This is a genomic window from Rahnella sp. R3(2024), from assembly GCF_042920125.1.
In the GTDB taxonomy this organism is placed as follows: Bacteria; Pseudomonadota; Gammaproteobacteria; order Enterobacterales; family Enterobacteriaceae; genus Rahnella; species Rahnella rivi.
Genome location: NZ_JBHGBU010000003.1, coordinates 116,581 through 141,929 on the forward strand (window position 1 = coordinate 116,581; position 25,349 = coordinate 141,929).

24 protein-coding genes and 3 pseudogenes are annotated in these 25,349 nt (G+C 47.2%); 21 read left to right on the forward strand and 6 right to left on the reverse strand.

The annotated features are described in order from the left end of the window. Positions 1-26: 26 nt before the first annotated feature. Positions 27-794: an EAL domain-containing protein gene (locus ABSH60_RS23870; RefSeq protein WP_390976689.1), complete on the reverse strand. Its 768-nt coding sequence runs from the start codon at positions 792-794 to the stop codon at positions 27-29. Between ABSH60_RS23870 and ABSH60_RS23875 the strand changes: the two genes are divergently transcribed. From ABSH60_RS23875 to ABSH60_RS23885, 3 genes are all read left to right on the forward strand, one after another. Continuing rightward, positions 756-932 (forward strand): hypothetical protein, encoded by a 177-nt coding sequence (locus tag ABSH60_RS23875; protein WP_390976697.1) that lies wholly within the window; start codon positions 756-758, stop codon positions 930-932. The genes ABSH60_RS23870 and ABSH60_RS23875 overlap by 39 nt on opposite strands. A gap of 486 nt (positions 933-1,418) precedes the next feature. Next, positions 1,419-1,916 (forward strand): LuxR C-terminal-related transcriptional regulator, encoded by a 498-nt coding sequence (locus ABSH60_RS23880; protein WP_390976628.1) that lies wholly within the window; start codon positions 1,419-1,421, stop codon positions 1,914-1,916. 96 nt (positions 1,917-2,012) lie between these two features. Next, positions 2,013-3,110 carry a polysaccharide lyase family 1 protein gene (locus tag ABSH60_RS23885; protein WP_390976630.1) on the forward strand — a complete coding sequence of 366 codons (1,098 nt, stop codon included), beginning with the start codon at positions 2,013-2,015 and terminating at the stop codon, positions 3,108-3,110. Positions 3,111-3,156: 46 nt separating this feature from the next. Here ABSH60_RS23885 and ABSH60_RS23890 read toward each other — a convergent pair whose 3' ends face one another. After that, on the reverse strand, positions 3,157-4,608 hold the full coding sequence (locus ABSH60_RS23890; protein WP_390976632.1) for an amidohydrolase family protein: 1,452 nt from the start codon (positions 4,606-4,608) through the stop codon (positions 3,157-3,159). A 287-nt stretch (positions 4,609-4,895) separates the two neighbouring features. Here ABSH60_RS23890 and ABSH60_RS23895 point away from each other — a divergent pair, with 287 nt between their 5' ends. From ABSH60_RS23895 to hdeB, 4 genes and pseudogenes are all read left to right on the forward strand, one after another. Then, positions 4,896-5,078, forward strand: a complete 183-nt coding sequence (locus ABSH60_RS23895; protein ID WP_390976634.1) for a family 1 glycosylhydrolase — start codon at positions 4,896-4,898, stop codon at positions 5,076-5,078. Positions 5,079-5,353: 275 nt separating this feature from the next. Next, positions 5,354-5,668: pseudogene (locus ABSH60_RS23900) on the forward strand (hypothetical protein); the annotation flags it as partial. Between the two features lie 242 nt (positions 5,669-5,910). Continuing rightward, a complete protein-coding gene (locus tag ABSH60_RS23905) occupies positions 5,911-6,495 on the forward strand; it encodes a DUF308 domain-containing protein (RefSeq protein ID WP_390976636.1) in 585 nt (194 codons plus the stop codon). Positions 6,496-6,554: 59 nt separating this feature from the next. After that, the gene (hdeB, locus tag ABSH60_RS23910) at positions 6,555-6,857 is read left to right on the forward strand and encodes an acid-activated periplasmic chaperone HdeB (protein WP_390976638.1); all 303 of its coding nucleotides are present in this window, start codon (positions 6,555-6,557) and stop codon (positions 6,855-6,857) included. 176 nt (positions 6,858-7,033) lie between these two features. Here the strand turns inward: hdeB and ABSH60_RS23915 are convergent. Then, positions 7,034-7,272, reverse strand: a pseudogene (locus ABSH60_RS23915) (transposase); the annotation flags it as partial. 82 nt (positions 7,273-7,354) lie between these two features. After that, positions 7,355-8,449: a transcriptional regulator gene (locus tag ABSH60_RS23920; RefSeq protein ID WP_390976640.1), complete on the reverse strand. Its 1,095-nt coding sequence runs from the start codon at positions 8,447-8,449 to the stop codon at positions 7,355-7,357. A 535-nt stretch (positions 8,450-8,984) separates the two neighbouring features. On the opposite strand from ABSH60_RS23920, the gene ABSH60_RS23925 reads away from it, so the two are divergent. The 4 genes from ABSH60_RS23925 (at position 8,985) to ABSH60_RS23940 (ending at position 12,414) form a co-directional block, all read left to right on the forward strand. Next, complete coding sequence (locus ABSH60_RS23925) at positions 8,985-9,329, forward strand: hypothetical protein (RefSeq protein ID WP_390976642.1); 345 nt, start codon at positions 8,985-8,987, stop codon at positions 9,327-9,329. A gap of 60 nt (positions 9,330-9,389) precedes the next feature. Beyond that, complete coding sequence (locus ABSH60_RS23930) at positions 9,390-10,214, forward strand: hypothetical protein (RefSeq protein WP_390976644.1); 825 nt, start codon at positions 9,390-9,392, stop codon at positions 10,212-10,214. Further along, positions 10,214-10,993, forward strand: a complete 780-nt coding sequence (locus tag ABSH60_RS23935; RefSeq protein WP_390976646.1) for a tyrosine-type recombinase/integrase — start codon at positions 10,214-10,216, stop codon at positions 10,991-10,993. Before ABSH60_RS23930 ends, ABSH60_RS23935 begins: the two co-directional genes overlap by 1 nt. Before the next feature lie 929 nt (positions 10,994-11,922). After that, positions 11,923-12,414, forward strand: coding sequence for a type II CAAX prenyl endopeptidase Rce1 family protein (locus ABSH60_RS23940; protein WP_390976691.1), 492 nt, complete (start codon positions 11,923-11,925; stop codon positions 12,412-12,414). A gap of 88 nt (positions 12,415-12,502) precedes the next feature. Here ABSH60_RS23940 and ABSH60_RS23945 read toward each other — a convergent pair whose 3' ends face one another. After that, positions 12,503-12,850, reverse strand: a complete 348-nt coding sequence (locus ABSH60_RS23945) for a hypothetical protein (protein ID WP_390976648.1) — start codon at positions 12,848-12,850, stop codon at positions 12,503-12,505. 715 nt (positions 12,851-13,565) lie between these two features. On the opposite strand from ABSH60_RS23945, the gene ABSH60_RS23950 reads away from it, so the two are divergent. From ABSH60_RS23950 to ABSH60_RS23970, 5 genes and pseudogenes are all read left to right on the forward strand, one after another. Beyond that, entirely contained in the window at positions 13,566-14,840 is a 1,275-nt protein-coding gene (locus tag ABSH60_RS23950; RefSeq protein WP_390976650.1) for an HlyD family efflux transporter periplasmic adaptor subunit, read from the forward strand. Then, complete coding sequence (locus tag ABSH60_RS23955; protein WP_390976652.1) at positions 14,833-16,932, forward strand: ABC transporter transmembrane domain-containing protein; 2,100 nt, start codon at positions 14,833-14,835, stop codon at positions 16,930-16,932. The genes ABSH60_RS23950 and ABSH60_RS23955 overlap by 8 nt, the downstream gene beginning before the upstream one ends. 949 nt (positions 16,933-17,881) lie before the next feature. Further along, positions 17,882-18,508 (forward strand): recombinase family protein, encoded by a 627-nt coding sequence (locus ABSH60_RS23960; RefSeq protein WP_390976654.1) that lies wholly within the window; start codon positions 17,882-17,884, stop codon positions 18,506-18,508. A gap of 60 nt (positions 18,509-18,568) precedes the next feature. Further along, positions 18,569-18,772, forward strand: a pseudogene (locus ABSH60_RS23965) (TraX family protein); the annotation flags it as partial. Positions 18,773-18,833: 61 nt separating this feature from the next. Beyond that, positions 18,834-19,277, forward strand: a complete 444-nt coding sequence (locus ABSH60_RS23970) for a TraX family protein (protein ID WP_390976693.1) — start codon at positions 18,834-18,836, stop codon at positions 19,275-19,277. A gap of 453 nt (positions 19,278-19,730) precedes the next feature. Here ABSH60_RS23970 and ABSH60_RS23975 read toward each other — a convergent pair whose 3' ends face one another. After that, positions 19,731-20,483 (reverse strand): alpha/beta fold hydrolase, encoded by a 753-nt coding sequence (locus ABSH60_RS23975; protein WP_390976656.1) that lies wholly within the window; start codon positions 20,481-20,483, stop codon positions 19,731-19,733. 245 nt (positions 20,484-20,728) lie between these two features. On the opposite strand from ABSH60_RS23975, the gene ABSH60_RS23980 reads away from it, so the two are divergent. From ABSH60_RS23980 to ABSH60_RS24000, 5 genes are all read left to right on the forward strand, one after another. Continuing rightward, positions 20,729-21,613 carry an EamA family transporter gene (locus ABSH60_RS23980; protein ID WP_390976658.1) on the forward strand — a complete coding sequence of 295 codons (885 nt, stop codon included), beginning with the start codon at positions 20,729-20,731 and terminating at the stop codon, positions 21,611-21,613. A gap of 121 nt (positions 21,614-21,734) precedes the next feature. After that, positions 21,735-22,958, forward strand: coding sequence for an aminotransferase class I/II-fold pyridoxal phosphate-dependent enzyme (locus tag ABSH60_RS23985; RefSeq protein ID WP_390976660.1), 1,224 nt, complete (start codon positions 21,735-21,737; stop codon positions 22,956-22,958). Positions 22,959-23,070: 112 nt separating this feature from the next. Beyond that, positions 23,071-23,265, forward strand: coding sequence for a hypothetical protein (locus tag ABSH60_RS23990; protein WP_390976662.1), 195 nt, complete (start codon positions 23,071-23,073; stop codon positions 23,263-23,265). Between the two features lie 523 nt (positions 23,266-23,788). After that, the gene (locus tag ABSH60_RS23995; RefSeq protein ID WP_390976664.1) at positions 23,789-24,349 is read left to right on the forward strand and encodes a hypothetical protein; all 561 of its coding nucleotides are present in this window, start codon (positions 23,789-23,791) and stop codon (positions 24,347-24,349) included. Positions 24,350-24,586: 237 nt separating this feature from the next. After that, on the forward strand, positions 24,587-25,096 hold the full coding sequence (locus ABSH60_RS24000; protein WP_122096187.1) for a GrpB family protein: 510 nt from the start codon (positions 24,587-24,589) through the stop codon (positions 25,094-25,096). Positions 25,097-25,349: the final 253 nt, after the last annotated feature.

Consider the following 25,349-nt stretch of genomic DNA (forward strand, 5'->3'; position numbering starts at 1 on the left):
TTGTGGCGTGAGATGAAAAGACTGTTTCAGCGCAGGGGAAGTGGCTCCATCAGCTGATGAAAGAACACTGACGCTTCCACGGGGCGGGAGAATAAATAGCCCTGAAAATGACTGACGCCCATCGCCGCCAGCACTTCCCGTTGTGACACGGTTTCCACCCCTTCGGCGATGGTCAGACAATGCAGTTCGCTGGCGATAGCGACAATATTGCGCACAATGGCGGCTTTACTGCGGTCGGTTTCAATCCCGCAGGTGAACAGTTTGTCGATCTTGATATAACGTGGTTGAAACAGCATCAGGTAATGATAATTCGAATTTCCCGTGCCGAAATCATCCAAAGAAAGGTGGACGCCCAGACCTTCCAGCCTTTCGCACAACTCCTTCAACAGACCGGAACCGGTCACGGCTTGCCTTTCGGTAATTTCCAGACCAATGCGTAAATCGGGCAACCCGGTTTGCTGCATAAAGCATTGGCAGGCGAGAAGAATGTCGTGATTATCAAAATCCTTGGCGGCAACGTTAAAGAATAACGTGGTGTCAGGGCGGTAAATAAACCCCGTTGATGTGATGGTGTTGGCCACCGACTGAATGCCATAGGCCGTAATACGGGAAATGAGACCGCTTTGCTCCGCCAGCGGAATAAAACACTCCGGGGAGATATTTCCCAGCACAGGGTGTTTCCATCGCATCAGCACTTCGCCCGCCACGGTATTTCCTGTGCGGGAATCTACAATCGGCTGAATAAACGGAATCAGATGATTTTTATTGATTGCCCGGCGAAGAATAAAAAGCAATGCGTGGCGTTGTCGCAGATATTTGCAAAACAGGCCAGACCGCAGCGCGGCAGAAAATATCTGTTTAAAAAAATACATAACGCACCGAAAAGTGAAAGTAAGACCAGTGGTTTTAAAGCATCCTGCCTAAATATATAATGAACAACTTTCCGTAAGCCGGATATTTCAGAAAGGGGCTACAAGCGTAGTCTGTGGCGCACATAAAAATAATCCTAGGCTGATGTTGGTTACTTGTTAACAGTGTAAAATTCACCCTAATATGAAACGATAGATCGACGGCTACAATCGGGTATTTTCCCTAATAAATTTTAATTTTTAATTTTACTCAAGTTATGACTACCAAATCATCGCAAATCATTAAGAAGAGCCTATTTGTCACGGCGTTTCTAAGTATTGAACTTATTGTGCATCAAGGTTGTTTGTGTGGTTATAAGGCTTTTTTGCGGTATTTTTTATTGTTTATGGCAAGAAAGTCAACGTATATGAATAGTTTTAATGGTTCAGAAAAGGGCCGGTGCATTAGAGGTGTCATAAATTTGTAGTTTCTCTAAAATTTATAAAAGTAAACCACAGTATTTAATGACGTAAGAATACATAAAAGGACTGTTCAGAAAAGGAAGTTATATGGATTTATCAAACTCCGTAATTTCTGACGATTATTTTTTCATCCTTGGCCTGAGTGCGATTTTGTCACGCGAGCTGATTGATGAAAATTATTTTATCGTGGATGTGGAGACGACGAATCATTTGCAGGCTAGTCGCTGCTTATTCCAGGGCAGAAATGTTTTTGCATTTATTTCCAATGATCTTGATTACTACATGCACTGCCATCTGGAGAATGTGACCTTTATTGACCGGCAAGCGCCGGAAAAGGAAGTCCTGTTCTGTCTGCTGGTAGATAATGCGCGTTTTAATTACCGGATCAGGCATCCTTTATCCTGCCGAGAAAAGGAAGTTTTATTCTGCATGAAGGACGGGCTGAGTACCCATGCGATAGGCGAAAGGCTGAGCATGAATATGAAAACATTTTATGCGCACCGCGCCCGCCTGATCACTAAATTACAGGTCGGAAACCGTATTGCGTTATACAAAAATATTGCCAGGCACAGAGCAATAGCCTGACGCCATTTTCGATTCGAAAGACTCATGAATGAAATGCGTCAGGATGAAAAGCAGTGGTCACCCTCATTTTTATTTCCATAAAAAGGAGTTGTCTCGATGAAATCAATACATCATATTCCACCGCATGAACCTTGGTTTGACACCCCTTCTGGATGGGCCTCTGAAACGGGCGGTACCACCGGCGGGGGCGAAAGGCCCGTCCTCAATTATTACGTGACGAATATAGAAGAACTCCGGGAGGCCCTCAACGAGTCCGGCGACCACCATAAATGTATCTGGGTTGGCGGTGTGATTGATGCCAGCGGAGGTTCGCCTTACCTCAACCGGCAGGATCAGTCGCGGCGGGGACGGATATTCATCAGTAGCAATACCACGCTGATGGGCATTGATCAGAATGCGAAGTTTATCGAAAGCGCGCTGATCGTTCAGGATGTCCACAATGTCATTATTCACAACCTTTTTATCGAAAATCCGGTGGATGTCGATCCGCAGTTTGAAGAAGGTGACGGCTGGAACGCCGAATGGGACGGGCTGAGCATTATCCGCGCCCATCATGTCTGGGTCAGTAATGTGGCCTTCAGTGACGGGCGTTTCACCATGGACATGTACAAAATTGTCGATGGCTGGAAATACGTGCAGCATGATGGCGCGTTAGACATCAAGCGGGCGTCGGATTTCATCACGGTTTCTCGTTGCTTCTTTACACTGCATGATAAAACGATTCTGATTGGCCACAGCGACGGTAATGACGCGGAAGACAGCGGCAAATTGCGTGTCACCTTCCATGACAATGTCTTTCATCGCATCGTGCAGCGTACCCCGCGCGTGCGATTTGGCGACATTCATCTTTATAACAACCTGTTCGACAATGATGTCGTGGATCCGATTTACAAATACCAGTACAGCTTTGGCATCGGCAAAGACTCCCGCACGCTGTCAGAGCTGAATGTGTTTAATGTGAAAGGGCTGACCGATCACTGCAAATTATATAAAGGCTTTGGCGGTGAATATCTGCATGACGCGGAGTCAGTGTTCAACTGTATCCGGGAGGATTTTAACGGCTGTGGTTTCAACCATACGTCCGTACTGCGTCCGCCGTACCGTTATTTCCCGCAACGGGAACTGACGGAAGAAGTACAAAACGACATCCGGGAGGCAGCCGGTAACGTGCATAATTACCGTATCTGGGTGTGATTACCCGCCGTGATGCCCCGTACCGCAAGGCATCACGGCGATGTTTTTACAGCGTATTTTTGAGGATCTCACCGTCTTTGACGATCACGTGAAATGCCTCTTCCGGCTGTGCAATCAGATCAATATCCGTCAGCGGATCGCCTGCCACCACAATCATATCGGCATACGCCCCGGCTTCTATCACGCCAATTTTCCCCGGATAAGGATTGCGCTGGCCGGACATGGCGCATAATTCCGCATTCACACTGGTGGCCATTTTCAGGATTTCCGGCGGCGTATACCAGCGTTTGAGTTTGGCTAATTGCGCGCCCTGACGGGTGGCGAGCCGGGCATCAAACAACGTGTCCGTGCCCCAGGCGGTGTTGATCTGATATTTTTTTGCCAACTGATAGGCCGTGTCAGTGCCCGCCGACATCACCCGTTGCTTGGCGCGTGACGCCGGAGTGGCCATCGGCACGGCATCTTCATCGTTCAGGAAAGGTTGCAGACACCACCAGATGTGCTGTTTCGCCATCTCCTGCACAGTTTCCTCATCCACCAGCTGACCGTGTTCAATACACTTCACGCCGCCTTTTATCGCCATTGTCACCGCACGCGCGGTATATGCATGCACCGTGACGTATGTTCCCCAGTTTTCAGCCGCGGTGACGGCGGCCTGAATCTCCGCCACCGATCCTTCTGTGACATCAATGCCGTCATACAGCGAGGCCACGCCGCCGCCCGCCATAAATTTCACCTGCGATGCGCCGCGCATCAGCTGTTCCCGTGCGCGCAGCAGCACCTGATCGGCACCGTCGGCAATCGCCGTAATGCCCACCCGTTCGATATAACTCAGGCTGTCTCCCGGCGCACGCGGCACTTCATGCAGCAGGCGAAAATCGCCGTGCCCGCCGGTTTGCGAGATAAAGGCGCCGGAAGGATAGATGCGCGGTCCGGCGGTGATGCGTTCGTCAATCGCCCGTTTCAGGCCAAAAACCGGCCCGCCCATATCCCGCACGGTGGTAAAGCCGCGCAGCACCGTCGCCTTTGCCTCTGCAATCGCCAGCGCCTGGATATAACTGAAGTCAGCGGTCATAGCCGTCATCATCGACGGTCGGGCCATAATGGCATGCCAGTGGGCGTCAATCAGCCCCGGCATCAGCACGCCGCCCGCCCCATCGATGACGTCTATTCCGGCGGGCAAAGGTGTCCCTTCCGGCTCAATGGCTTTGATTTTATTACCTTCGACAATGACCTGTAGTCCCTCGCGCAGGGCGTCAGACACCCCGTCAAAAATACGCACGTTGGTAAAGGCTTTCAGCGGCGCAGACGGGGTTGGGTTTTCGGTGTGTGGGGAGCTGGCGTTGGACAGAGCGGCAGAAACCGTCGCCGCCGTGATCGGCGGGGCTTTTGCCGCTTCCTCTGTCATCACCGTATTGATACGTCTAAATGCAGGGCTGTGACACAGACAGGCTTCGGAATGTTCATAAAGAGGATGAATCAATGACATTTGTGGCATAACGCAACACTCCTCATCGGGTGTATGGATGACATCAACGTATTGTATTTAGGCGTAAAGTTAAGAAATAAATATAGCCGACATTTTTATGAGTTCTATTATCAGTTCATTGAATCAATAAGTTAATGGATTTTTGCGAGAAGAGTGGTGATAAAGAGAAAATTTCCGCAAGGTTTTATGTGGGGCGGTGCCGCGACGGCAAATTAGGGAGAAGGCACTTACGATAAGGACGGTAAAGGCTTGTCGATGGTGGATGCCATTCCCGACGGCAAGGCGCGCTAAGCATTGTGTCCTCACCGGATTTCGATTTCATTCTGGATTGCGAAAATTACACCTATCCTAACCACAAGGGCATCGGAAACTATCACCGTTTTCAGAAAGATATCGCCCTGTTTGCAGAGATAGGTTTCAAATGTTACCGCTTTTCTATCGCCTGGACGCGCATCTTCCCGAACGGTATTGAGCAGTAACCGAACGAAGCGGGGCTGAACATTATGACGCGGTGATCGACACCTCTATTGCCCATGGTATTGAGCCGGAGATCACGATTTTTGCTATGAAATGCCGCTGCATCTGGCGAAAAAGTGTGGTGGTTGGAAAACAGCGAACCGCTCGGCCAAGTCGAACATGGAAGCAATACGCCGCCTGAAGCGATATATCTCACGCGAAGTTTATACATTACTGCGAAATTAAAACAGGTTGACCAACAGCACCCCGTTAACGGCTTGACTCTTAGAAGGGCGCCCAGGGCTGTCATTATACAAGCAGGCAGTTACTTTGGCGGTATCGGGGCAAACAGAGTATGAGTCGACGTGGAAACTGCTGCGATAACAGCCCGATGGCGCGCTTCTTCAGGAGTCTTAAGAATGAGTGGGTGCCAGTGGCTGGTTACGTAAGCTTCAGCGATGCTGCCCATGAAATAACAGCTTATATCGTTGGGTATTACAGCGCGCTCAGGCTGCACGAATGTAACGGCGGGTCACCATCCAACAAGAGGTCTCAGTTGCAGCAGTTGCCAGCCCCGGAGCCATTATTGCAGCAAAAAATGTTACGATTGTAAAACATTTCACAATTCCTTTTCCTTTGATCAAATATTAAATAAAACCGTGAGGATATTAATCCGCAACAGAACGCTCGCACATAAGAGCAAGGAATTAGATTTGAACGAAGAGGATGACAGACGTAAGAAAACGATGATAAACATCGTCATGATATCCGATATACAAAATCAATAATAAAAAATATCCTTTCCATAATAATTAATTCGGAATCTACTCCAATACATTCATCTAAGGTGGGATAATGTTACTCATTGATAGAAAAATCCTCAGTAGTCTTAATCAGAGAGTTTTGGTGAAATATAAAAGAAGCGCATTCAGTTTTGCACTAATTCTTTCGCTGTGTGGGGTTTTATGTTTGATTTTTCCAGTTTATGCCGGGGTGGTCTTAAGCTATTTAACTGGTTTTCTGTTGACCCTTTGCGGTTTTTATTCACTAAACTGTGCATTTACTTTTAGAAAGAATGGTAAGATCGCGATATTTTCATTAATTATCTTCTCGATTATATACATTATTATGGGAGTCAGTGTATTGCTCAGCCCGATGCTAGGAATAAACATTCTCTCTATGATCATCTGTTTTTTGTTTCTTCTTGCTGGCTTCAGTCGTATTTCAGCGGCATTTAGAAACCCCAGTATGGTTGGGCGCTACTGGTGCATGTTTATCGGGATTCTTGACCTAATTATTGCGTTCATTTGGATTGGCGCAAATGAAGATACAACCTACTACCTGGTCTCGATCTTTATTGGTTTGGAAATGACATCCAGCGCATACATTTATTTTACGCTGAGCAATTACTTTGAAGGTATTATGAAGAAAAACATCTAACGATAAAAAATAACGTTGAGTTACTCATTTCTGCTTACCAAGATATAATGGGGAATATTATGAAAAATTTATTTAAATCACTGCTCTCTATCGCAGTTCTTTGTGCGTCCGTAAATATTGCCAGCGCAAAGACGTTAAGTGAGAACATCTCTGAAAATATGACCTGTAAAGAGTTCGTGGATACGAACCCAAAGGCGATGACGCCGGTTGCATTCTGGATGATAAACAAAAATACAGATTTTAAAGGTGGGGATTATGTGGACTGGCATGAAGTTGATACCATATCGGTGCCGCTACTGATTAAAATTTGCAAAGAAAACCCGCAGAGCAAACTTGATAAATGGATCAACGACATTAAATGACTCTTAATTAGAATCAGTGTTTCGAGAGGATGTCAGAGCTTATCAGAGAGTAGCATCAAAACACTTGTCTCTTTAAGCCTATCCAAATGGAATATTACTCCAGACAATGATGCTGTATGTAAAATGCAGCATCGCTCGTAAGACCCTGTAAATAATTTAGTGTAACTGCCACCGCATTAAAGGTGATCGTTCAGGCGGTCACCGAACTCGATAATAAAACGACTCATCGCCAGCCGCTAATTTGGATCGGCATACTCCATTTTTTTGACACATCCTTGATCGCCAGATAAATAACTTTTTGCACCGAGTTGTCTGTCGGGAACACCATGCTCTTTTTGATAGCTGCACGGATGTCGCTGTTCAGCGATTCGATGGCAATCATGTTTGCGGATATCAGGCGGATATCAGGCGGATACCGGTCTTCGGTCGGACTGTGCACGGCGGCATCGAGGCCTGCGCTGAGATGTTCGCCGTCTCCCGTCTGTTCATCCGTAATGTTATAAATCTCCGTACAGCGTGCGTAAAGCCTCCACGGCATTGTTCAGGGCGCCCGTCTCCATCCGCTCCGTCAGCTCCCGTACCAGCTCACCGAATGCCTCGGCCGGCACAAACACCCGCAGCGCATCAAATCCCAGGATCGTATCCTGGTGCGCCGCCCCCGGCAGGCCCAGGGTGATATGGGTACCCTCACTGAAGTGGCGAACCGCCTCCGGGGTGTTGCGATAGACGGTCAGCAGGCGGTAAAGCTCCGCAAACTGCGCCCAGCCGAACGGCATCACAAAGTTGCTGCCGGTCAGAACCAGATACAGGCGCGGCGTCTCGTCGCCGACGGCGGCGGGCAAATCACCGCGTTGCCCCTCTATCCGGATGTCGAAGCGCAGGTCACCGGCGGTGAGGGTTTCGCTCATTTTCCGCACTGACGGGCGCACCTCCCGGATAAAGGTTTTGCGTTGCTCAAAGCTCCACTGCCGGGTGCGCATCAGCAGCGGGAAAACCTGCTGCAGGCGGGGCGGGGTAAAAATGCGGGCCAGCACGTCGTCCGGAAATTCCTCCAGGGCAAAGCAGCCGGACGCCAGCGGGCGCAGCAGGAACTCCGCATAGGCGGGCTCAACCGCGTGGCTCACGCCCTGCATAAACTGCGCGGCCTCTTCCTGCCAATTCTCGGTCGCAAACTCAAAGGTGCGCTTAATGTAGTGGCCGTCCACCGGCAGCCCCTGCTCAGCCTGCCAGACCAGCAGCTCAAAACTGATGTTCAGCAGCGTTTCCAGCACGGGCCACCGGATAAATTCATTTGCGCCGGCGTCGCGGTAGGCCTGATGGGCAAGATCCGTCATAAAGCGCAGCTCGGCGCGGCGCAGGGCCTGGCGGCCAAAGGTTTCGCCGAGGATGACTTTGCGGTACAGCTGCTGCACCGCCTCGTCCGGCCGCGTGGTCAGCTGCAGCCAGTCGTCATCCGGCGCGCTGGTTTTCAGGGAGACGTCAAGAAAGCGCTCAGCCAGGGCGTTGACCGAGGTCTTTTCCGTGACAGCACGGTTTTTCAGCGATTCGATGAGTTTTTTGGGAAAGCGGAGCGTTAGCTGGCTGAGCATCATTTTCTTCCTGTCAATGAGATGGCTATTTTAGACTCAAAGTCATTAGACGCCTTCTTTGTCAGTGGTGTCAATAGTTAAAATGAAACCACCACATAAAAATGACATCATGTCACTTTAATAAGTTCTCATCAAAATCCTTTAATACTTTCTTCGTAGATCCGATTTCTGGCAGAACCGGATCTGGCCTTTCAGCCCGGCAGCCGCTTCCCCGATAAACACATCATGTAGTATCTATGTTGATATTAAATCCCACTTATGTTGTGTTTTATGCGAGCAGCGTGACCGGGTTCGCGCCCCCGAAAAGGGCGGCTTTGCTTATTCCCTTGCCGTGGTACACTTCCGGAAAGTGTGAATAAGCCCGTAAATCGGATCATCGAGAAAAGGCGAAACAGTAATTGCAAATAGTGGTTATACTCATGGTTATTATAAGTAATAAAATAATTACTCAATGAAAGTAATTCGCGTTACGGTAAATGATGCCGCGTAGCATAATTACTTTCGGAGACAATTTTATCAGTGACTATAAGGACGTCAGATGATGGAGATGCCTGGCAGTGAATTTCAACTAAAGGAGATCATCTTTCTGGTCAATCTGGACCATGGCGATGTGTATTGCCGAAAGACGAAGGACAGCAACTGGGATGACTATTTTCTGCTCCTGAATTCCAATGGGGATGAGGTCGCGGAATGGGATGATGAAGCTGAAAAATGGCTTATGCTCCCAAACCCGCGCCGGACAGGAAGCACGCACAACAGCATTATCATTACTCATATGTTGCCTCGTATAGAGCAGCAGAGCCTTTGGATGTCGCTGTGTCAGGGGGAGTTGACAAAATTTCCCAGGCGTAAAGGCATAAAGAAGGTGCGCAGGAGCCTATGAGGAATGTAATGCGTGACGAGATTTCCCGTTCATAGAGTCACACATAGAGGGATTTGTGTTATGGCAAGCATGAAAGACTCGATGTTTGATATTGAAGCTGAACGCTTTGATAAATGGCTTGAGGAAAATTATCCGGATGTTGTACCCGACTCTGAAGAGTGGGTGCAGGCAACGAATCTCTATTACTGGGAGCAGGATGCGTTTGCAGATCATGCTCAGTGGGGTCATGAGCACGGCCTGTTTGTGGCTTCCCTGAACAATGTTCATCAGCGTTGCCTGCACGCAAACCAGGAACTGAAGAAGTTGTGGGCCTTACTGGATAATCCACAGCCGGAACTTGTATACCGGATGTCTTTCGTCCATGCCGTGACGGTCATGGAGGCGTACCTGATGTACTGTGCCAGGGCGCTGCTGGGGCATGACTGGCCGCTCAGACGCTTTCAGGATGAGTATTACCTGAAGTCGAATACCAAACGTATTAAAAATACAGACAAGCAGGTTGCCCGCGAGATGTCGCTTTCCCTTTTCCGGCCTGCTGCGAGAAATTACGTCTCCGGCATGACGTTTCACAACGTCAAAAACATTGAGTGCTATTTTGGTACGGTGCTGCATGTGCCGCCCGTCTGGCCTCTCACGCCTCTTGGCATCATCACGCAGTGGCGCAACGACCTGGTCCACCGGAATGGTGTGGATGAGAAGGATGTGCCGCTCGCTATATCACCGCTGCAGCTACAAAACGCCCTGCAGAAGGTTTATGAACTGATATCTGCGGCTAACATTTCAATGCGGCAGGAAGTAGATTTATTCGGTGACGGCCGCAGGGAAGAAAACAGAGAAATTATTGCTTCAGCACTGAACATATCTTCAACCAGAGACGCATCCTGATGGCCGGAATCATTACCCTGGGACAGCAGTCGGCCACTGTTTCTCAGTTACCCGTGGCCATCGACTATCCCGCCGCGCTGGCACTCCGCAAGATGGCCCTGGTCCAGGACGACCTGCCGAAATACCTGCTGGCCCCGGAGGTGAGCGCGCTGCTCCACTACGTGCCTGACCTGCACCGCAAGATGCTGCTGGCGACGCTCTGGAATACGGGTGCGCGCATTAACGAAGCGCTGGCCCTGACCCGGGGGGATTTTTCCCTGGCCCAGCCTTACCCGTTCGTGCAGCTGGCGACGCTCAAGCAACGCGCAGAGACAGCAGCGAGAACGGCCGGGCGGGCACCCGCCGGCAGCCAGGCACTTCGCCTGATCCCCCTCTCTGATCACCTGTACGTCAGCCAGCTACAGATGATGGTGGCTACGCTGAAAATTCCGCTGGAGCGACGTAATAAGCGAACCGGTAAGACCGAAAAGGCGCGCATCTGGGAGATCACCGACCGCACGGTGCGCAGCTGGATTAATGAGGCTGTGGACGCGGCCGCCGCCGACGGCGTGACGTTCTCGGTACCGGTGACACCGCACACCTTCAGGCACAGCTACGCCATGCACATGCTGTACGCCGGTATTCCGCTCAAGGTGCTGCAGAGCCTGATGGGGCACAAGTCGGTCAGCTCGACGGAGGTGTATACGAAGGTGTTTGCGCTGGACGTGGCGGCCCGCCACCGGGTGCTGTTCTTAATGCCAGGTGCAGAGGCAGTGGCCATGCTTAGGCAGACGTCATGATGAAGAGGTGCAGCATCCTTTCCATAAACAACGCGGTTCCTTTGACGGCTAAGAGAGGCATCATCCTATCGTTACAGACGGGATCAGATAAGATGAATAACTGTGAGCAATTAAAACGAAGTAGTTTTTGGCATAAGCTATGACCGGTTTTTTACGACGATAGAATTGCTGCCTATTCATTATGCAATGGAAGCTTTACACTGCATGAATTAGCGAGAGAAGGATGATATTATTCAAAAAAGCGTATCTGGATCTTGAATCATTATGAGTGTATGATTTTGCATCATGAGGGACTGTTTTGAAATGTAATATGGTATGAGTTACCATCAGACACGAATGAAGAATTGTAAAAGTGGTTTATAAATGCTTTAACAATTTCGAACGCCTTGGTACCAATATTACCATAAAGTAAAGTATGCTGTTATAACATTTTCCATATTTAAGAGGTGAAGATCTTGAAGAAATTTATGTTTGTGTTAGCGGGCCTAATACTATCTTTGTTAGTCATACACTATTCTCCACTTGACCCTTTGGGAGCTCAATATTCGGCTCATCCTCTCTTAAGCCTTTTAGCGAGTTTGCTCCTCGTATGTTTCATGCTAAAAGCAGGGTCTTGGATTGCAGACAAAACTAGCACTAATGACAAAAAAAATTTTTGAGTCTCTGATTTTTAATAAAAGCCATTGAAAAATGGCTTTTATTACTTTAATCATTTTAAATTTAAGGTATCACTTTTGCCTTAAACTCTATGATGCAAGGGAATTATATTCGACAGGGCTTTTAAAATAATGGAAGATACTTTCAAAATAAACATAAAAAAAGATAGAGCTAAAATCTTAGCCATCATAATTTTTTACTTTTTATTTACCATATCCCCTTATATATTGACGAGTTTCTTTCGAGTTGAATTCGATGATTCAATAATAATCATGCTAATTTGCCAGTTATCCCTCGGCGTATATATTTATAACAAATTTTCAAAAAAAATAAAGGGTATCAATTTTAATTTTTCAGCATCAAAGGGTAAAGTTACATTATTTTTAATTTTACTATTATTTTGTTTCGCTATATCAGCATTGATTTATATCCATAGTGAACAGTCCGGATATGAAAGCACTCCCATTACAATCCCACTTTTCATTGTTCTTGTATTTATTTCACCATTATATGAGGAGGTTTTTTTTAGAGGATTTGTTTTAGGTTTAATAAAATTAAAATTTAATGATAAAGGATTAATTTGTTGTTTTATAACAACTTTATTGTTTTGCCTTTTTCATTTTAACTCATATGAAATATACCAACAGCTGAATATTTTCATTTCAGGGCTAATGCTATTTTACATACGAGACAAGACTGATGGCCTTCTATATCCGGTAATCTTACACGCTTCCATGAACTTTTTCAGCCTAATCATGCAATGATCTCTTCCATTATGTCAGCTCATAATCGTTCATGGGACTACCCTAAAGTCGTTATTACTTCAGGGTAGTTTAATTTTATGTAAACTATTTACCAGTGGCATTGACCATTGACGCTGTTGGCATTAGAGTCTCCGCCAAAAGCGCCGCCACGGCCGCCATTATCAGACAGGCATTTACCTGCATTTTGAAACACACCGAACCCCATTTTCCCAGGGTTAGGAAAACCTTTTACGAGTGCACCAAAAACGCCTGTAGCACATTCAGTAGTACCGGGACCTCCATATATTTTTGTAGGCGCTCTTTCCGCAAGATGACTCCAAGATGCTTGGTCATGATTGTTATGTGCGTTACCGCCGCCATGGCCGCCTTCATAATTAGAGTTAGCATTTCCGCCTGCAACTAAAGCTAGTTCAGATTGAGAAAGTTCTTTTATCATTTTTTTACCCTCGTAACGGTTATTTTTTTCTGCTATTGATCTGGTCTCCACCAGAAAATCTATTAGCAGTGATACTGACATTTACAGAAGGAGTAAAGCCGTAGAATTTTTATTACCACATATATGACTATTCCACAGAGAAAATGAAATAGCAGTAACAAAATGCCAACAGTATGATGGTAATGAATTATTCAGCTACATGTTTACTTCTCTGTGAAAGGTCCAAAACAGTTATACGCCCAAAAGTAAGCTCTTTGTCAGTTTTATCATATTTTGTTACATATAATTTCACTTGCTTAACTTTTAATCGATAGGAATTATTTTCTCATCGTGTCTCTTTGTCCTTTCAGACTATGAGAACGTTATGGTAAAGTTTTTTAAGTTATTGTAATTTATGATTAAAAATATTTTACCCTTCCAGTTTTTTTCTGAATCTGTTAATCATTTCTTAAAAGCATGTTTGTTGAGTAAAGTTATCTAACAAAACAGGAGTACAATCCTTCACTGGAAACAGCCTGCATCAACCTAAGCTCGATGGTTGGCCTTCCTATATTGCCACGTGTGATAAGTCATTAATCTTTCGATGATAGTCCGGAGAAAATTGAGGATTAGAAGATCAAAAGGACTGATGAACAAACGCTTGCCGGAGCAATATAATGTCATGGCATAATAAACGTGACGCATCACATACAAACTCGCTAAGGAAGGGCAAACCGTGTTTCGCCAGGAAGCGATTGATAATCAGAAAATGAAATGGCGTGGTAGAGCGCTACTCCTCCCTGGAATTCCCTTTTGGGTCACCGCATCCTTATGTCTTTTATTTATTACAGTCTTCCTGACCTGTGTCATCGCCGTAAACTATACTCGCAGAGTCAACGTCACCGGAGAGATTAGTACCTATCCGCGCGTGGCAAACGTCTATTCCGGAGTTCAGGGAGTGATTGTTAAAGAATTTGTTACTGAAGGGCAGGTAATCAAAACGGGCACGCCTATTTACCAGATTGATGTAAGTAAAAGTACGCGCAGCGGCGTGGTCAGCGACAACCAACGCCGTGATATCGATGACCAGCTTGAGCGCATTACACAAATCATCAGCCGACTGGACAGCAGCAAAAAAGACACAGTCGAGATGCTGGAGAAACAAAAGGCACAATATACCGTGGCTTTCCAGCGCTCCACCGACATACTGCGGCGCGCCGAGGAAGGACTCCGTATTATGAAAGAGAATATGGAGAACTATCGGCAATATCAGACCAAGGGGCTTATCAATAAGGATCAACTCACCAATCAGGTGGCGTTGTATTACCAACAGCAAAACAATCTATTGGGTCTCACCGGCCAAAACGAGCAAAACTCTCTGCAGATCACCGCTTTGGAAAGTCAAATCCACACACAGGCCTCAGAATTTGATAACCAGATTTATCAAATGGAACTACAACGCTACGAACTGCAAAAAGAGCTGCTGAATATCGATGCCGGCGGAACCATCATCGTCCGTGCCCTGGTTGACGGTCGCGTCGACTCCCTTAGCGTCACGGTAGGGCAAATGGTTAACGTCGGCGACAGTTTGCTGCAGGTTATCCCACCCTGCATTGATCATTACTCTCTGGTACTTTGGGTACCCAATGATGCTATTCCCTATATCTCCCCTGGGGACCGAGTCAACATTCGCTATGAGGCCTTCCCTTCTCAGAAATTTGGGCAGTTCGCCGGCACGGTGTCAGTGATTTCCAAAGCACCGGCGTCACCGCAGGAAATGCTGACCTATCAGGGCGCCCCCAAACCCGCGCTGACCTCTGCAGTCCCTTACTATAAGGTGATCGTCAGACCAGAGAAGCAGACCATTATGTATAACGGTAAACGCCTGAGCCTTGAAAACGGTATGAAAGCGGAGAGCACACTATTTTTGGAAAAAAGGAAGATATATCAATGGATGCTATCACCGTTCTACGACATGAAACACAGCGCGTCGGGACCGGTCAATGAGTAGGTTATCTGTCAAGAAACTGCTCGGCCAGCTCAACATCCGGCTTCGGCAACGCGTCCCGCTAGTCCATCAAACTGAGTCCTCTGAGTGTGGCCTCGCTTGCCTGGCGATGATCTGCGGCCACTATAGTAAGAATGTCGATCTGATTGCACTACGCCAACAGTTCAACCTCTCGGCGCGTGGCACCACATTGTCCGGATTAACCGGCATTGCCGAACAGCTAGGTTTATCCTCACGCCCTCTTTCACTTGATATCGACGACCTCAGCGCACTAAAAATGCCGTGCATACTGCACTGGGAGTTTAACCATTTTGTCGTTCTGGTGAGCATCAGGCGTAATCACGTGGTCATACATGACCCGGCTCGAGGACGCAGAACCATTAACATGGCGGAGCTGTCGCACAGTTTCACCGGCGTAGCACTTGAGGCCTGGCCAGGTGCAGCATTCAAAGCACACACTGTGCGAAACCGGCTCAGTCTTAGCACGCTTATGGGTAACGTACATGGGCTAAAAAAAACGCTAGGAAAGGTTTTCTGTCTGTCATTGGTGATTGAAACCATCAATCTTGTGATGCCGGTGGGTACACAATTGGTGATGGATCATGCGATCCCTGCGGGCGACCGCGGACTGCTGACCTTAATCTGCGCGGGGCTGTTGTTCTTTATTCTGCTGCGAGCAGCAGTCAGCATGGTGCGGGCCTGGTCCTCTTTGGTTATGGCGACCCTCATTAACGTTCAGTGGCAATCCGGGTTGTTTAATCATCTATTGAGACTTCCCCTTGGCTACTTTGAACGTCGAAAACTGGGTGATATTCAATCGCGCTTCGGCTCGCTGGATGCATTGCGTAGCACTTTCACGGCCAGTATTGTCGGCGCCATCATGGACATTATCATGGTGGTCGGCGTGCTCGTGATGATGATTTTGTACGGGGGTTGGTTAACCTGGATAGTTATGGCCTTCACTGCCATATATGTAATCCTTCGCCTATTGACCTACGGTTATTACAGGCAACTGTCAGAGGAGTCTTTAGTAAGAAATGCCCGCGCCGGCTCATATTTCATGGAAACCCTATACGGCATCGCTACAGTCAAAATGCAGGGGATAGCAGAGAGACGCAGTGCCCACTGGCTCAACCTAGAAATCGATACTATCAATACCGGGATCCGGGTGACTAAGATGGACATGCTATTTGGCGGCATCAACACCTTAATCTCAGCCTGTGATCAGGTGGTTATCTTATGGTTGGGAACCAGCCTGGTAATCGATAACCAAATGACAATCGGTATGTTCGTCGCGTTCGGCGCTTTTCGCGGACAATTCTCCGACAGAATTGGGTCGTTGACCAATTTCTTGCTGCAACTGCGCATGATGAGCCTGCACAATGAGCGCATTGCCGATATCGCCCTGCATCCGCAGGAAAACCGTAAGCCAGACCTTCCTTATGAGGCTCGCCTTCAGCCGGTGTCGCTGGTAACGAGAGAGCTTAGTTATCGTTATGACAGTCAGTCTCCGCCTATTTTCAACGGATTGGATATCACCATCGCTCCAGGAGAAAGTGTGGCTATTGTTGGGCCGTCCGGTTCGGGCAAAACCACCTTAATTAAGATTCTGTGCGGCCTATTTTATCCTGATACAGGTCGGGTCGAGGTGAACGGTATCGATATTCAGCAATTGGGTATCAATAATTACCACAAAATGATCGCGTGCGTGATGCAGGATGACAAGCTGTTCTCCGGCTCCATCCGGGAGAATATCTGCGGCTTTGCTGAGGAAGTGGATGAAGCCTGGATGCAGGATTGCGCCCGAGCCAGCTACCTGCATGATGTCATCAAGCAAATGCCCATGGGGTATGAGACCCTGATCGGTGAATTAGGAGAAGGGTTATCAGGGGGGCAAAAGCAGCGACTGTTCCTTGCAAGGGCGATTTACAAGAAACCTGCAGTCTTGTTCTTAGATGAGGCTACCAGTGCTCTGGACAAAGAAAGTGAAGCTATGGTGAATATGGCGATTAAAACTTTAAGCATAACAAAGGTTATCATTGCTCATCGAGAGACGACGATAGCTTCGGCAGACCGGGTAATTTATCTGGGATAAGCGTTTTAGCACTCATTCTGTCCTTAGTGTTGCTTCGACAGCACTGTGCCAAAGTGGACATTTTAGTGACAAGCTTCAAATCCCATTTGTCCACCTTCTATCTTTGATAGCTTATTGAACATTTTAGTAACGACGAAAATTGATGCAATTCGTAATGGCCTTTATTTAAGGATGATACATAACGATCTCATAAATAGTTAACATTCTCACAAACTTGTTAAGGTTAAGCAAATTGGCATTGTAGATTGAAAACAATGATAAATTCCGTTTTGCTAAAGCGAATGGTCGGAGAGAATGATATTTACGATATTCTGCAACTTGTGTGGTTACGTCGGTATAAATTGATCGCCATCCACATTAGATAGCCCCCCAGAAGGAACTGAACTTTCCGGACGGCCCATCTTACATAACGCCAGAAGTGACGTTCGCATGCGTCTGCTGAGTCTATAGCCATATCACCATTCTGTTATCTTTTTTTCGGCCTAAAATCAAGTCAGATGGAAATAATCGCCGCCAACCCCGCAAAAAATATTAGTGCCAAGTGTTGGTCCATTTCTGTTTTCATCATATGTATTTTTCGTTCTTTTTTCAGGCAGCAATAATATATCTGAATAGACCTGATTCAGATATAGAAATATCCTTGAGGCGGTGTGGGTGTGGGTGTGGGTGTGGGTGTGGGTGTGGGTGGTGGGGAGGATGTTAATTTTAAATATTCAGTCAGCATCGGTAAATGTCTGCTGTTCGCTCCTTTTAGACTTTAAACACTCCTTACACTCGATCGCGCTATGTGAATTCTGCTTAATATCCGCTAAGTTTTACCATTAAATGTAAAATCGGCTCGGTATACCCAAATGACATGATACTAATCATAGCTAAATTTGATTAAAGACACTACATAAATGACACCGATTATTGTGACACAACCTTAATGACACACTAAGGGGTATATATGTATATTTTCGGCTATCTCCGGGCTTCAACAAAAAGCCAGGATGCCAAACGGGCGCAAAAGCGGATGAAATCCTTTGCGGAAGATAACGGATATCGTGTTGCAGCCTGGTACATAGAGAATGAGTCCGGTGCGTCACTCCAGCGTCCTGAGTTAATAAGTCTGTTAGACGAGGCAGATAAAGGGGATGTGATCCTCATTGAGCAGGTTGATAGGCTTTCACGCTTATCCGAGGAAGACTGGGGAACGTTGAAAGCCATCATCAATGAGAAGCAGCTGGCAGTAGTGAGTTTAGACTTACCGACAAGCCATATGGCTTTGAGTGGGAAGGGCGGGAGCGACTTCACCGGAGCAATGCTCAGGGCCATCAATGGCATGATGTTGGATATGTTGGCCGCAATTGCAAGAAAGGACTACGAAGACAGGCGCCGGCGACAAAAAGAGGGTATTGAAAAAGCAAAAGCTGAGGGCAAGTTTCATGGGAGAAGGGCCAACCAGTCTTTGCATATGCTAATTCTAACATTACGAGAAAGTGGAAAAAGCCTGGCAGATGTTTCTCGAATGAGTGGTGCTTCATTAAGTACTGTAAACCGAGTATGTAAGAAAAAACGTGAAGAGGGTGAATAGATGCTGATCGGGCAGTTGAGGGCGGTATCAGGTTATTTTGACAGAATGTCACACTTCAACATGGATGTGCTGAAATGTGTGGCTCTGGTTGCCATGCTGGTCGACCATGCAAATGATATTCTGTTGTCGCCCTCGAGCCCTATACTTTACGCCGCCGGCCGTATGGCCATGCCGCTTTTTGCGCTTATCTTTGCTTTCAATATGGTAAAACAACCCACGCGTGCTCAGGAACTAGCGAATCGGCAATGGAAGTGGGCTACTATTACCCAGCCTTTTTTTTGCCTTTGCTTTTCATGGCCATCAGCCCTGGTTTGCATTGAACATTTTGTTTGTCTTTGCCGTGTGCAGCCAACTGGTCGCCTGGGTCTATCCCCGGACAAATTATTGCTGGATGAAAAGCATTCTGCTTATCGCAATCTTTGCATGGCCACTCTCAATTGCCAGTTATGGCTTAGCGGGCATTACATTTGTATTGTTCTCCGTTCTGATGTTAGCCAGCGTTACGCCAGGAACGACGTTATTACTTGTTTGGCTTTTATCACTGATCAGTTTAAATGCTGCATCTTTAATGGTTGCATCGCTGCTAAAAGTGGTCATTTTCGCAATTATTCCCACGCTGTTTTTACCGTTATTTATGCTAGCTTTAACGGATAACACTAATAAGATAGAGAAACGCTTTTTACCTCGACAAACTTTCTATTGGCTGTACTGCGGACATCTTCTAGTCTTCGGCATAGTTTCAGTTTTAATCAGAGCTGGCATTATTTAAAAAAGGCCTAAACGGAAGCTGATGTTATCCGCCGTGGCAGCATTGCTGGGCATGCCGAAAATTAGGGCCGCTCAACTGCGTTCAGTAGTTCTCTGCATCCAGACCCCAGTAAGGCTCTAGGGTTTTGAGCACTAAGAACTGCAGAGAGCCGTTGTCGAGGTTCAAGTGCGCCGGTAGTTGGTTAGGCGGGAGCCGGTGTTCCACAGTGAAGGTCTGGGTCAGTTTGATCTTACCCATCAATAGTGGACACGCGACTTTCGAGGGCTCTACTGGGAAATTATTTTCTCCATATGATTGTCTGAGAGACACTTACTATCTGCGAAATATGCTCTGATTAAGACACTTATTCATACCGTATCTGTTGCTGTATTAAATGCGCGAAATATATGCATTACAGGTGACTGAGACAGTGTTCTTCCTAATCTATTTGCGTTTATCAAGTAGCATCCGTATTTAAAGATAACACTCACTCCACGATAAAATGACATCAGCAACGTATTCAGCATCCTGAGCATGCGTCAGCAGATGATCCGCCTTACCTAATGAAATGAAACTCTTAGGATGTTTTGCTGCCTTGAATATCTTTTCGGCTTGTTCAATTAACACTGTGTCGTCTTCAGGCGCATGGAAAATCAGCAGCGGTTTGTTCATAGTGAACACCTTATGGGCGATTTTGTGTTCCTGAATATTCTCCAGCATCTGTTTCTTCAGCGTAAATACCCGTCCGGCCAACTCAACCGGATAGGCTCCATGATGATTAATGTCTTCAATACTGTCCTTGAACAGGCGCTGTACGTGCTTCAGCTCGCCGGGTGAGCCGATGGTGACAACGGCCTTTGCTTCAGGGACTTCGCCTGCGATGGAAAGGATAGCCGATCCGCCCAGGCTATGGCCGATGAGTAAAGAGGGCGCCTCATACTGTCGTCGAAGATAATCTACCGCACAAAGCAGGTCCGAAATATTGGATGAGAAGTTGGTGTTTGAAAAATCACCTTCGCTGTTTCCCAGACCGGTGAAATCAAATCGAAGAACGGCGATCCCGTTCTCTGTCAGTTTTCGTGCAATGCGAGCCGCGCCCTTGAGGTCTTTACCGCAAGTAAAACAATGGGCTAACAGCGCAAAAGCTCTAGGATTTTCAGGAAGTTCAAGCAATCCCGCCAGTTCCTCACCTGCCGCATTTTTGAACGTGAATTTGAGTTTTTTCATGGGGTATTCCGGTGCCTTAACTTGGTGTCATGTATTTTCAACGTAGTAGAAAGCAATCTCCCGCATCGCATGTTGAATATCGCGTTTTCATCCGTGCCCTTAGGACGTGAAATGGAGATTTATGATAATTGTCCGTCATCACCATCCGGCATGAATGCTGAATATTGTGCTTTCTATTGGAGTATCATTTACACTATGCTACCAACTAGATGGTAGTTTACAAGAATTTTATGAGGACTCACTGAATGGCCAAATGCACGCTCATTCTTAAAATATCCCTTGCGATGCTGGCCTTTGCGGCAAACTCCATTCTCTGTCGCCTGGCACTTAAAGGAGGCCACATTGATCCCTTTTCATTCAGTAGCCTCAGGCTGGCCAGTGGTGCATGCGTCCTGATACCTTTCCTGTTTTATCATACAAGGACGACTTTATCGCTTTGGCGGCCACTGAGCGGGTTTTATCTGATGGTGTACGCGGTGCTGTTCTCTGTCGCTTACATCCACCTCGATACCGGGGCCGGTGCGCTGCTGCTTTTTGGCGCCGTGCAGTTTGCGATGGTGACCCATGGATTATTTAAAGGGGAATCACTCTCCGTGATGCGGGCATGCGGTCTTGTTCTCGCCCTGGCGGGAATTGCTGCCCTCCTGTTACCCGGTGCCAAAGCACCGCCGCTTTATAGTGCGCTTCTGATGCTCGTCGCCGGATTAGCCTGGGCAGCCTATTCGATCAAGGGGAAGGCGGGTCAGGCCGCCGGGGCATCAACAGCGGCAAATTTTGTTTTCGCCGCGCCCATGGCTCTCGTTCTTTCAATGCTGTTTATGAAGCATGGTCATTACGATGCCACGGGCATTGGTTTGTCATTACTGTCCGGCGCCGTCGCCTCAGCAGGTGCCTATGTGCTTTGGTACACCCTTTTACCCTCTCTTGGATCTATCACCGCCAGTACCCTTCAGCTCAGTGTTCCCTGTTTGGCCATGTTAGGGGGAGTCATATTTCTGGGTGAATCCCTGACGGTCAGAACGGTATTTTCTGCTCTGGCCGTGCTGGCTGGCATCGTAATGGTGACGCGGGAAAAGGCAAACACCCGTCGCCCGATGGCTAAGGTGAACAAGCATAAACACGACAATTAATTCATGCGGTTGGAATGGCACGCTTATGTTCAACAAGCGTGCCTCTTATGCCGATCCGCTATCAGACCGGAAGGAATACTGAGGTCAACGTTTCATACTTCACCTAAGGCAGGTTCATGAAATGAAATATGATTTTGATGAATACGTGAGCAGAGAGAAAACAGACAGTCTGACCGTGGACGGCTGGCGGGAATACTTGTTTGCGGGACAGTCCGAATTTGCGATGCGGTATCCGGCAGAAGGATTAATCAACCTGTGGGTTGCTGACATGGCCTTTGCCACACCAGAGCCGGTTCTTCAGGCTATCAGGGACCGTCTGGATAAAAAAATACTTGGCTACACTAAAATTTATAACGCTGATTACTATGATATTTTTGGAAGATGGTGTGAGCGACAATATGGCTATCGTTTCAAAACGGAAGACATTGTGCTGTCTCCAGGCATTATTCCCGCGCTCAACCGTCTCGTCCCTCTTCTGACCGACCAGAATGACAGTATCCTTATCATGACGCCTTCGTATGGCCCTTTTAAAAAAGCGGGTGAATACAGTCAACGGCGCGTGTTGTACTCGGCGTTAAAAAAGTCAGCCGATGGCTGGGAACCTGATTGGGAAGACTTTACACGCAAAGCCGGTCAGGCCGATTTAGGCGTAAAAATCCTTTTCCTGTGTAATCCTCATAACCCGACCGGGCGGGTCTGGCGGCCTGATGAACTCCAGCGGATTATTGAAATTTGCCTGGCCAACGACATTTGGGTGATATCAGATGAAATTCACTGCGATCTGTCCCGAAGTGGTATCGTCCATACACCGGCCGCCTCTCTTTTCCCTGATTCCCGACGCATCATTACCTGCATGTCCTCGAGTAAAACATTTAATCTGGCGGGGAATTTGTTGGCAAATATTGTTATTCCCGATGCCGTTGTCAGAAACGCCTGGCGTCTCAGGCACGACGAGTTCATCTCCCCGCTGAGCCTGGCGGCAAACAAAGCGGCGTGGAGTGAATGTGATGACTGGCTTATCCAGCTGAGGGAATACGTTGACGGGAATTTCCAATACCTGCACGACTATCTCAAACGCAATTTACCCGAAACCAACTTTTCGATCCCCGAAGGAACTTACCTGGCCTGGGTAGACATGAGTTACTATCTGCCCGACAGCGCCGGTGAGGATTTATCACTATATTTTGCCCGCGAGTCAGGGGTGCTTCTTGAGGGCGGCTTGCTGTTTGTCGACAACGGGGACGGATATATTCGGTTAAATCTGGCGTGCCCGCGGGCTATGCTGGCTGGTGGGCTGCAACGAATCTCACAGGTGTTGCGAACGCCGGTTCCCCATAGGGTGTAGCCTTTCTCACAGGCCGTTTTTGGACTATCAGTATTCAACCTGAACCGGCATTACACCTTGTACCGAGAGCATAAAAATTAGCGAATCTCAGGCGTCAATAACGAATGACTCCTTGGCTGGAGACAACACTGACCGCCTGAGTATCACCGTTGATTTCCACGTCGCCTCACCAAAAAACAAAACGCCAATCCTCGAGCAAGGCTTCGTTGACCCTTCAACAAAACTGGCCACGGCTCACGATTTTTACGGTGGCTTAACGGTGGATGGCACAGAGCTTATTGCCGTCAGGATCGCGTACATACGCTAAAAAGACCGATCTAATTGGGCTTACCCGCACGATAGGAGCGTCTTCGATAGTGGTGCCTCCGTGAGCGAGTGCAACCCTGTGGAAAGTTAATGCCTGCTCCTGAGAGCTGCATTTGAAAGCGGTCGTTCCTCCATTGGCAATGAATGCAGGCTCATCATTGATTGGCTGAGTGGTGCAGAACATGTTGCCATCGTCGTGTTAGAAAAGCCGGACATGCCCAGTTGCATTGACATCCAGTGTAGGTTGGGGGCCGCTTAGAAAACGGAAAATATCCTATGCTAAGCCAGTGACTTAAGCTGGTATGACGGTCCGCTTTGTGCCAGGCGCGGACATTTCACGATTCTACTTATGGGCCAAAATCGGTATTCCACTACACTTTAGAGAATTTATATCAATAGGTAAGATAAAATGAAGGTTAATTGGAGTTTCATTCGGTTACACAGACTCACCGTTCAGTTCATGATGTACTCAGAAATTATCACTGTCAGAGTTCATGAAAAAAATACAGGTAAGGGATTATCAGATGCCGTCTCTATACACACTCAATGACCTACTCGGGTTGCTTGTTTTTTCCCGGAAATATCACTTTCTCCACAATGATCTGGACCGCCTGTTCATTGCATGGGCTGAAGACCAAATCACCGAAGGAAATGATTCAGAGACTCTTTTAATTCTCGCTTCACTGGGGCTTGATAACCAACCTGAGCGGACCGAGGTTGAATTATTTATCTCACGGTACATGGCAGAGCAGCGGATAGATCTGCCACCGCTAAAAACAGCAGCATTGGTCTGGATTAAGCTGTTTGTGCGTCAACTTTCCCAGTGTGCGTCCATCCATGATGCAGAACAGAAAATGTATTTTCTGGTGTGTCATTGGCTTGAACCTGACGTAAAGATTTTCGCTGCGGTCGTCGATACCCTGAAATCGCTATACTGGCATCTCTTTGATGAATGGGAGGGACCAGGCACAAGCGAAGCAGCAAGGATGGAGGAGTCAGAATTCTTTGAGCTGATTAATCGTACGATACTGCCCTATTCCCGTAAAATTGAGGACCCAGATTGGCTGAATCTGCTTGTTCGGTAATTTTTCCCAGCATCCTGAAAGATGCATTTTCTATGTGCATAATTCCATCAGATTTGACTTCCCTTTCGCATTTTACTTGAGTATATCCAGCAAGAATATCATCGTTCACCCGAGGAACCTTGGCATAAGATCGAACGTGATTTAACAGCCGCTCTGTGCCAGAAGCGGACATCAAATCATGCTATCAACATAAATGATGGTTTAGTAAAACCTCAAAGAAGTTAACCGGAGTAAAAAATGCGTAGGATCATTGTTGTGGAGTATGAAGAGCAATGGCATACCCGATATGAGGCTGAAAGGGGCTTATTACAGAACACGCTGGGGAAGGTAATTTCACAGGTTCATCATATTGGCAGTACGTCTATACCGGGGCTATCAGCAAAACCAATCATAGATATATTGCTGGAGGTATATGATCTGGATGAGCTGGATAAATTAAACTTTGCAATGGAGCGTGCCGGATACTACGTTCGTGGTGAAAATGGAATTTCAAATCGAAGATATTTCACTAAAGGAGAAGAGCACCGTAGTCATCACGTTCATGCTTTTGGTGTAGGCAATCCTCAAATAGTAAAACATCTGGCGTTCCGCGATTATTTGAGAAAAAACAAGAAAGAAGCTGATGAGTATGCTGAGATAAAGCATGCTGCAGCACTGGCAAGTGAGGATAATATTCCTCTCTATAGTACTCTTAAAGCCGACTTTATCGCTCATCATCTCCGGCTGGCACTTAGAGACTACAAATAGCAAAAGTTACTTTCGGCACAAATGCATGATGTGGTGGTATGTCCGCTCTTCGCTCTCAGCAGACCTTCAGCGTCACGTGTTTGTCTGCTGTGTGCCAAAAGCGGACGTCTGAGCAGCGCTAAACTTCAATGCCCGCATGCATTCTGTCAGCCTTAGGGAAAATATCCGGCAAAAGGAAGCCAAATGGAGCTGATTTATACCGATGACAGCATACTCTGCGGGCATCCGCTATCTTCCGCGCATTGACCCCGTT

Excerpts from the sequence above, each read along its gene's own strand:
- ABSH60_RS23960 (WP_390976654.1), top strand. The coding sequence starts at position 17,882 with ATGTATATTTTCGGCTATCTCCGGGCTTCAACAAAAAGCCAGGATGCC.
- ABSH60_RS23875 (WP_390976697.1), top strand. The coding sequence starts at position 756 with ATGATTTTTATTGATTGCCCGGCGAAGAATAAAAAGCAATGCGTGGCG.
- ABSH60_RS23980 (WP_390976658.1), top strand. The coding sequence starts at position 20,729 with ATGGCCAAATGCACGCTCATTCTTAAAATATCCCTTGCGATGCTGGCC.
- ABSH60_RS23955 (WP_390976652.1), top strand. The coding sequence starts at position 14,833 with ATGAGTAGGTTATCTGTCAAGAAACTGCTCGGCCAGCTCAACATCCGG.
- ABSH60_RS24000 (WP_122096187.1), top strand. The coding sequence starts at position 24,587 with ATGCGTAGGATCATTGTTGTGGAGTATGAAGAGCAATGGCATACCCGA.
- ABSH60_RS23905 (WP_390976636.1), top strand. The coding sequence starts at position 5,911 with ATGTTACTCATTGATAGAAAAATCCTCAGTAGTCTTAATCAGAGAGTT.
- ABSH60_RS23890 (WP_390976632.1), bottom strand. The coding sequence starts at position 4,608 with ATGCCACAAATGTCATTGATTCATCCTCTTTATGAACATTCCGAAGCC.
- ABSH60_RS23935 (WP_390976646.1), top strand. The coding sequence starts at position 10,214 with ATGGCCGGAATCATTACCCTGGGACAGCAGTCGGCCACTGTTTCTCAG.
- ABSH60_RS23975 (WP_390976656.1), bottom strand. The coding sequence starts at position 20,483 with ATGAAAAAACTCAAATTCACGTTCAAAAATGCGGCAGGTGAGGAACTG.
- ABSH60_RS23880 (WP_390976628.1), top strand. The coding sequence starts at position 1,419 with ATGGATTTATCAAACTCCGTAATTTCTGACGATTATTTTTTCATCCTT.
- ABSH60_RS23925 (WP_390976642.1), top strand. The coding sequence starts at position 8,985 with ATGATGGAGATGCCTGGCAGTGAATTTCAACTAAAGGAGATCATCTTT.
- ABSH60_RS23995 (WP_390976664.1), top strand. The coding sequence starts at position 23,789 with ATGCCGTCTCTATACACACTCAATGACCTACTCGGGTTGCTTGTTTTT.
- ABSH60_RS23920 (WP_390976640.1), bottom strand. The coding sequence starts at position 8,449 with ATGATGCTCAGCCAGCTAACGCTCCGCTTTCCCAAAAAACTCATCGAA.
- ABSH60_RS23945 (WP_390976648.1), bottom strand. The coding sequence starts at position 12,850 with ATGATAAAAGAACTTTCTCAATCTGAACTAGCTTTAGTTGCAGGCGGA.
- ABSH60_RS23940 (WP_390976691.1), top strand. The coding sequence starts at position 11,923 with ATGCTAATTTGCCAGTTATCCCTCGGCGTATATATTTATAACAAATTT.
- ABSH60_RS23985 (WP_390976660.1), top strand. The coding sequence starts at position 21,735 with ATGAAATATGATTTTGATGAATACGTGAGCAGAGAGAAAACAGACAGT.
- ABSH60_RS23930 (WP_390976644.1), top strand. The coding sequence starts at position 9,390 with ATGGCAAGCATGAAAGACTCGATGTTTGATATTGAAGCTGAACGCTTT.
- hdeB (WP_390976638.1), top strand. The coding sequence starts at position 6,555 with ATGAAAAATTTATTTAAATCACTGCTCTCTATCGCAGTTCTTTGTGCG.
- ABSH60_RS23885 (WP_390976630.1), top strand. The coding sequence starts at position 2,013 with ATGAAATCAATACATCATATTCCACCGCATGAACCTTGGTTTGACACC.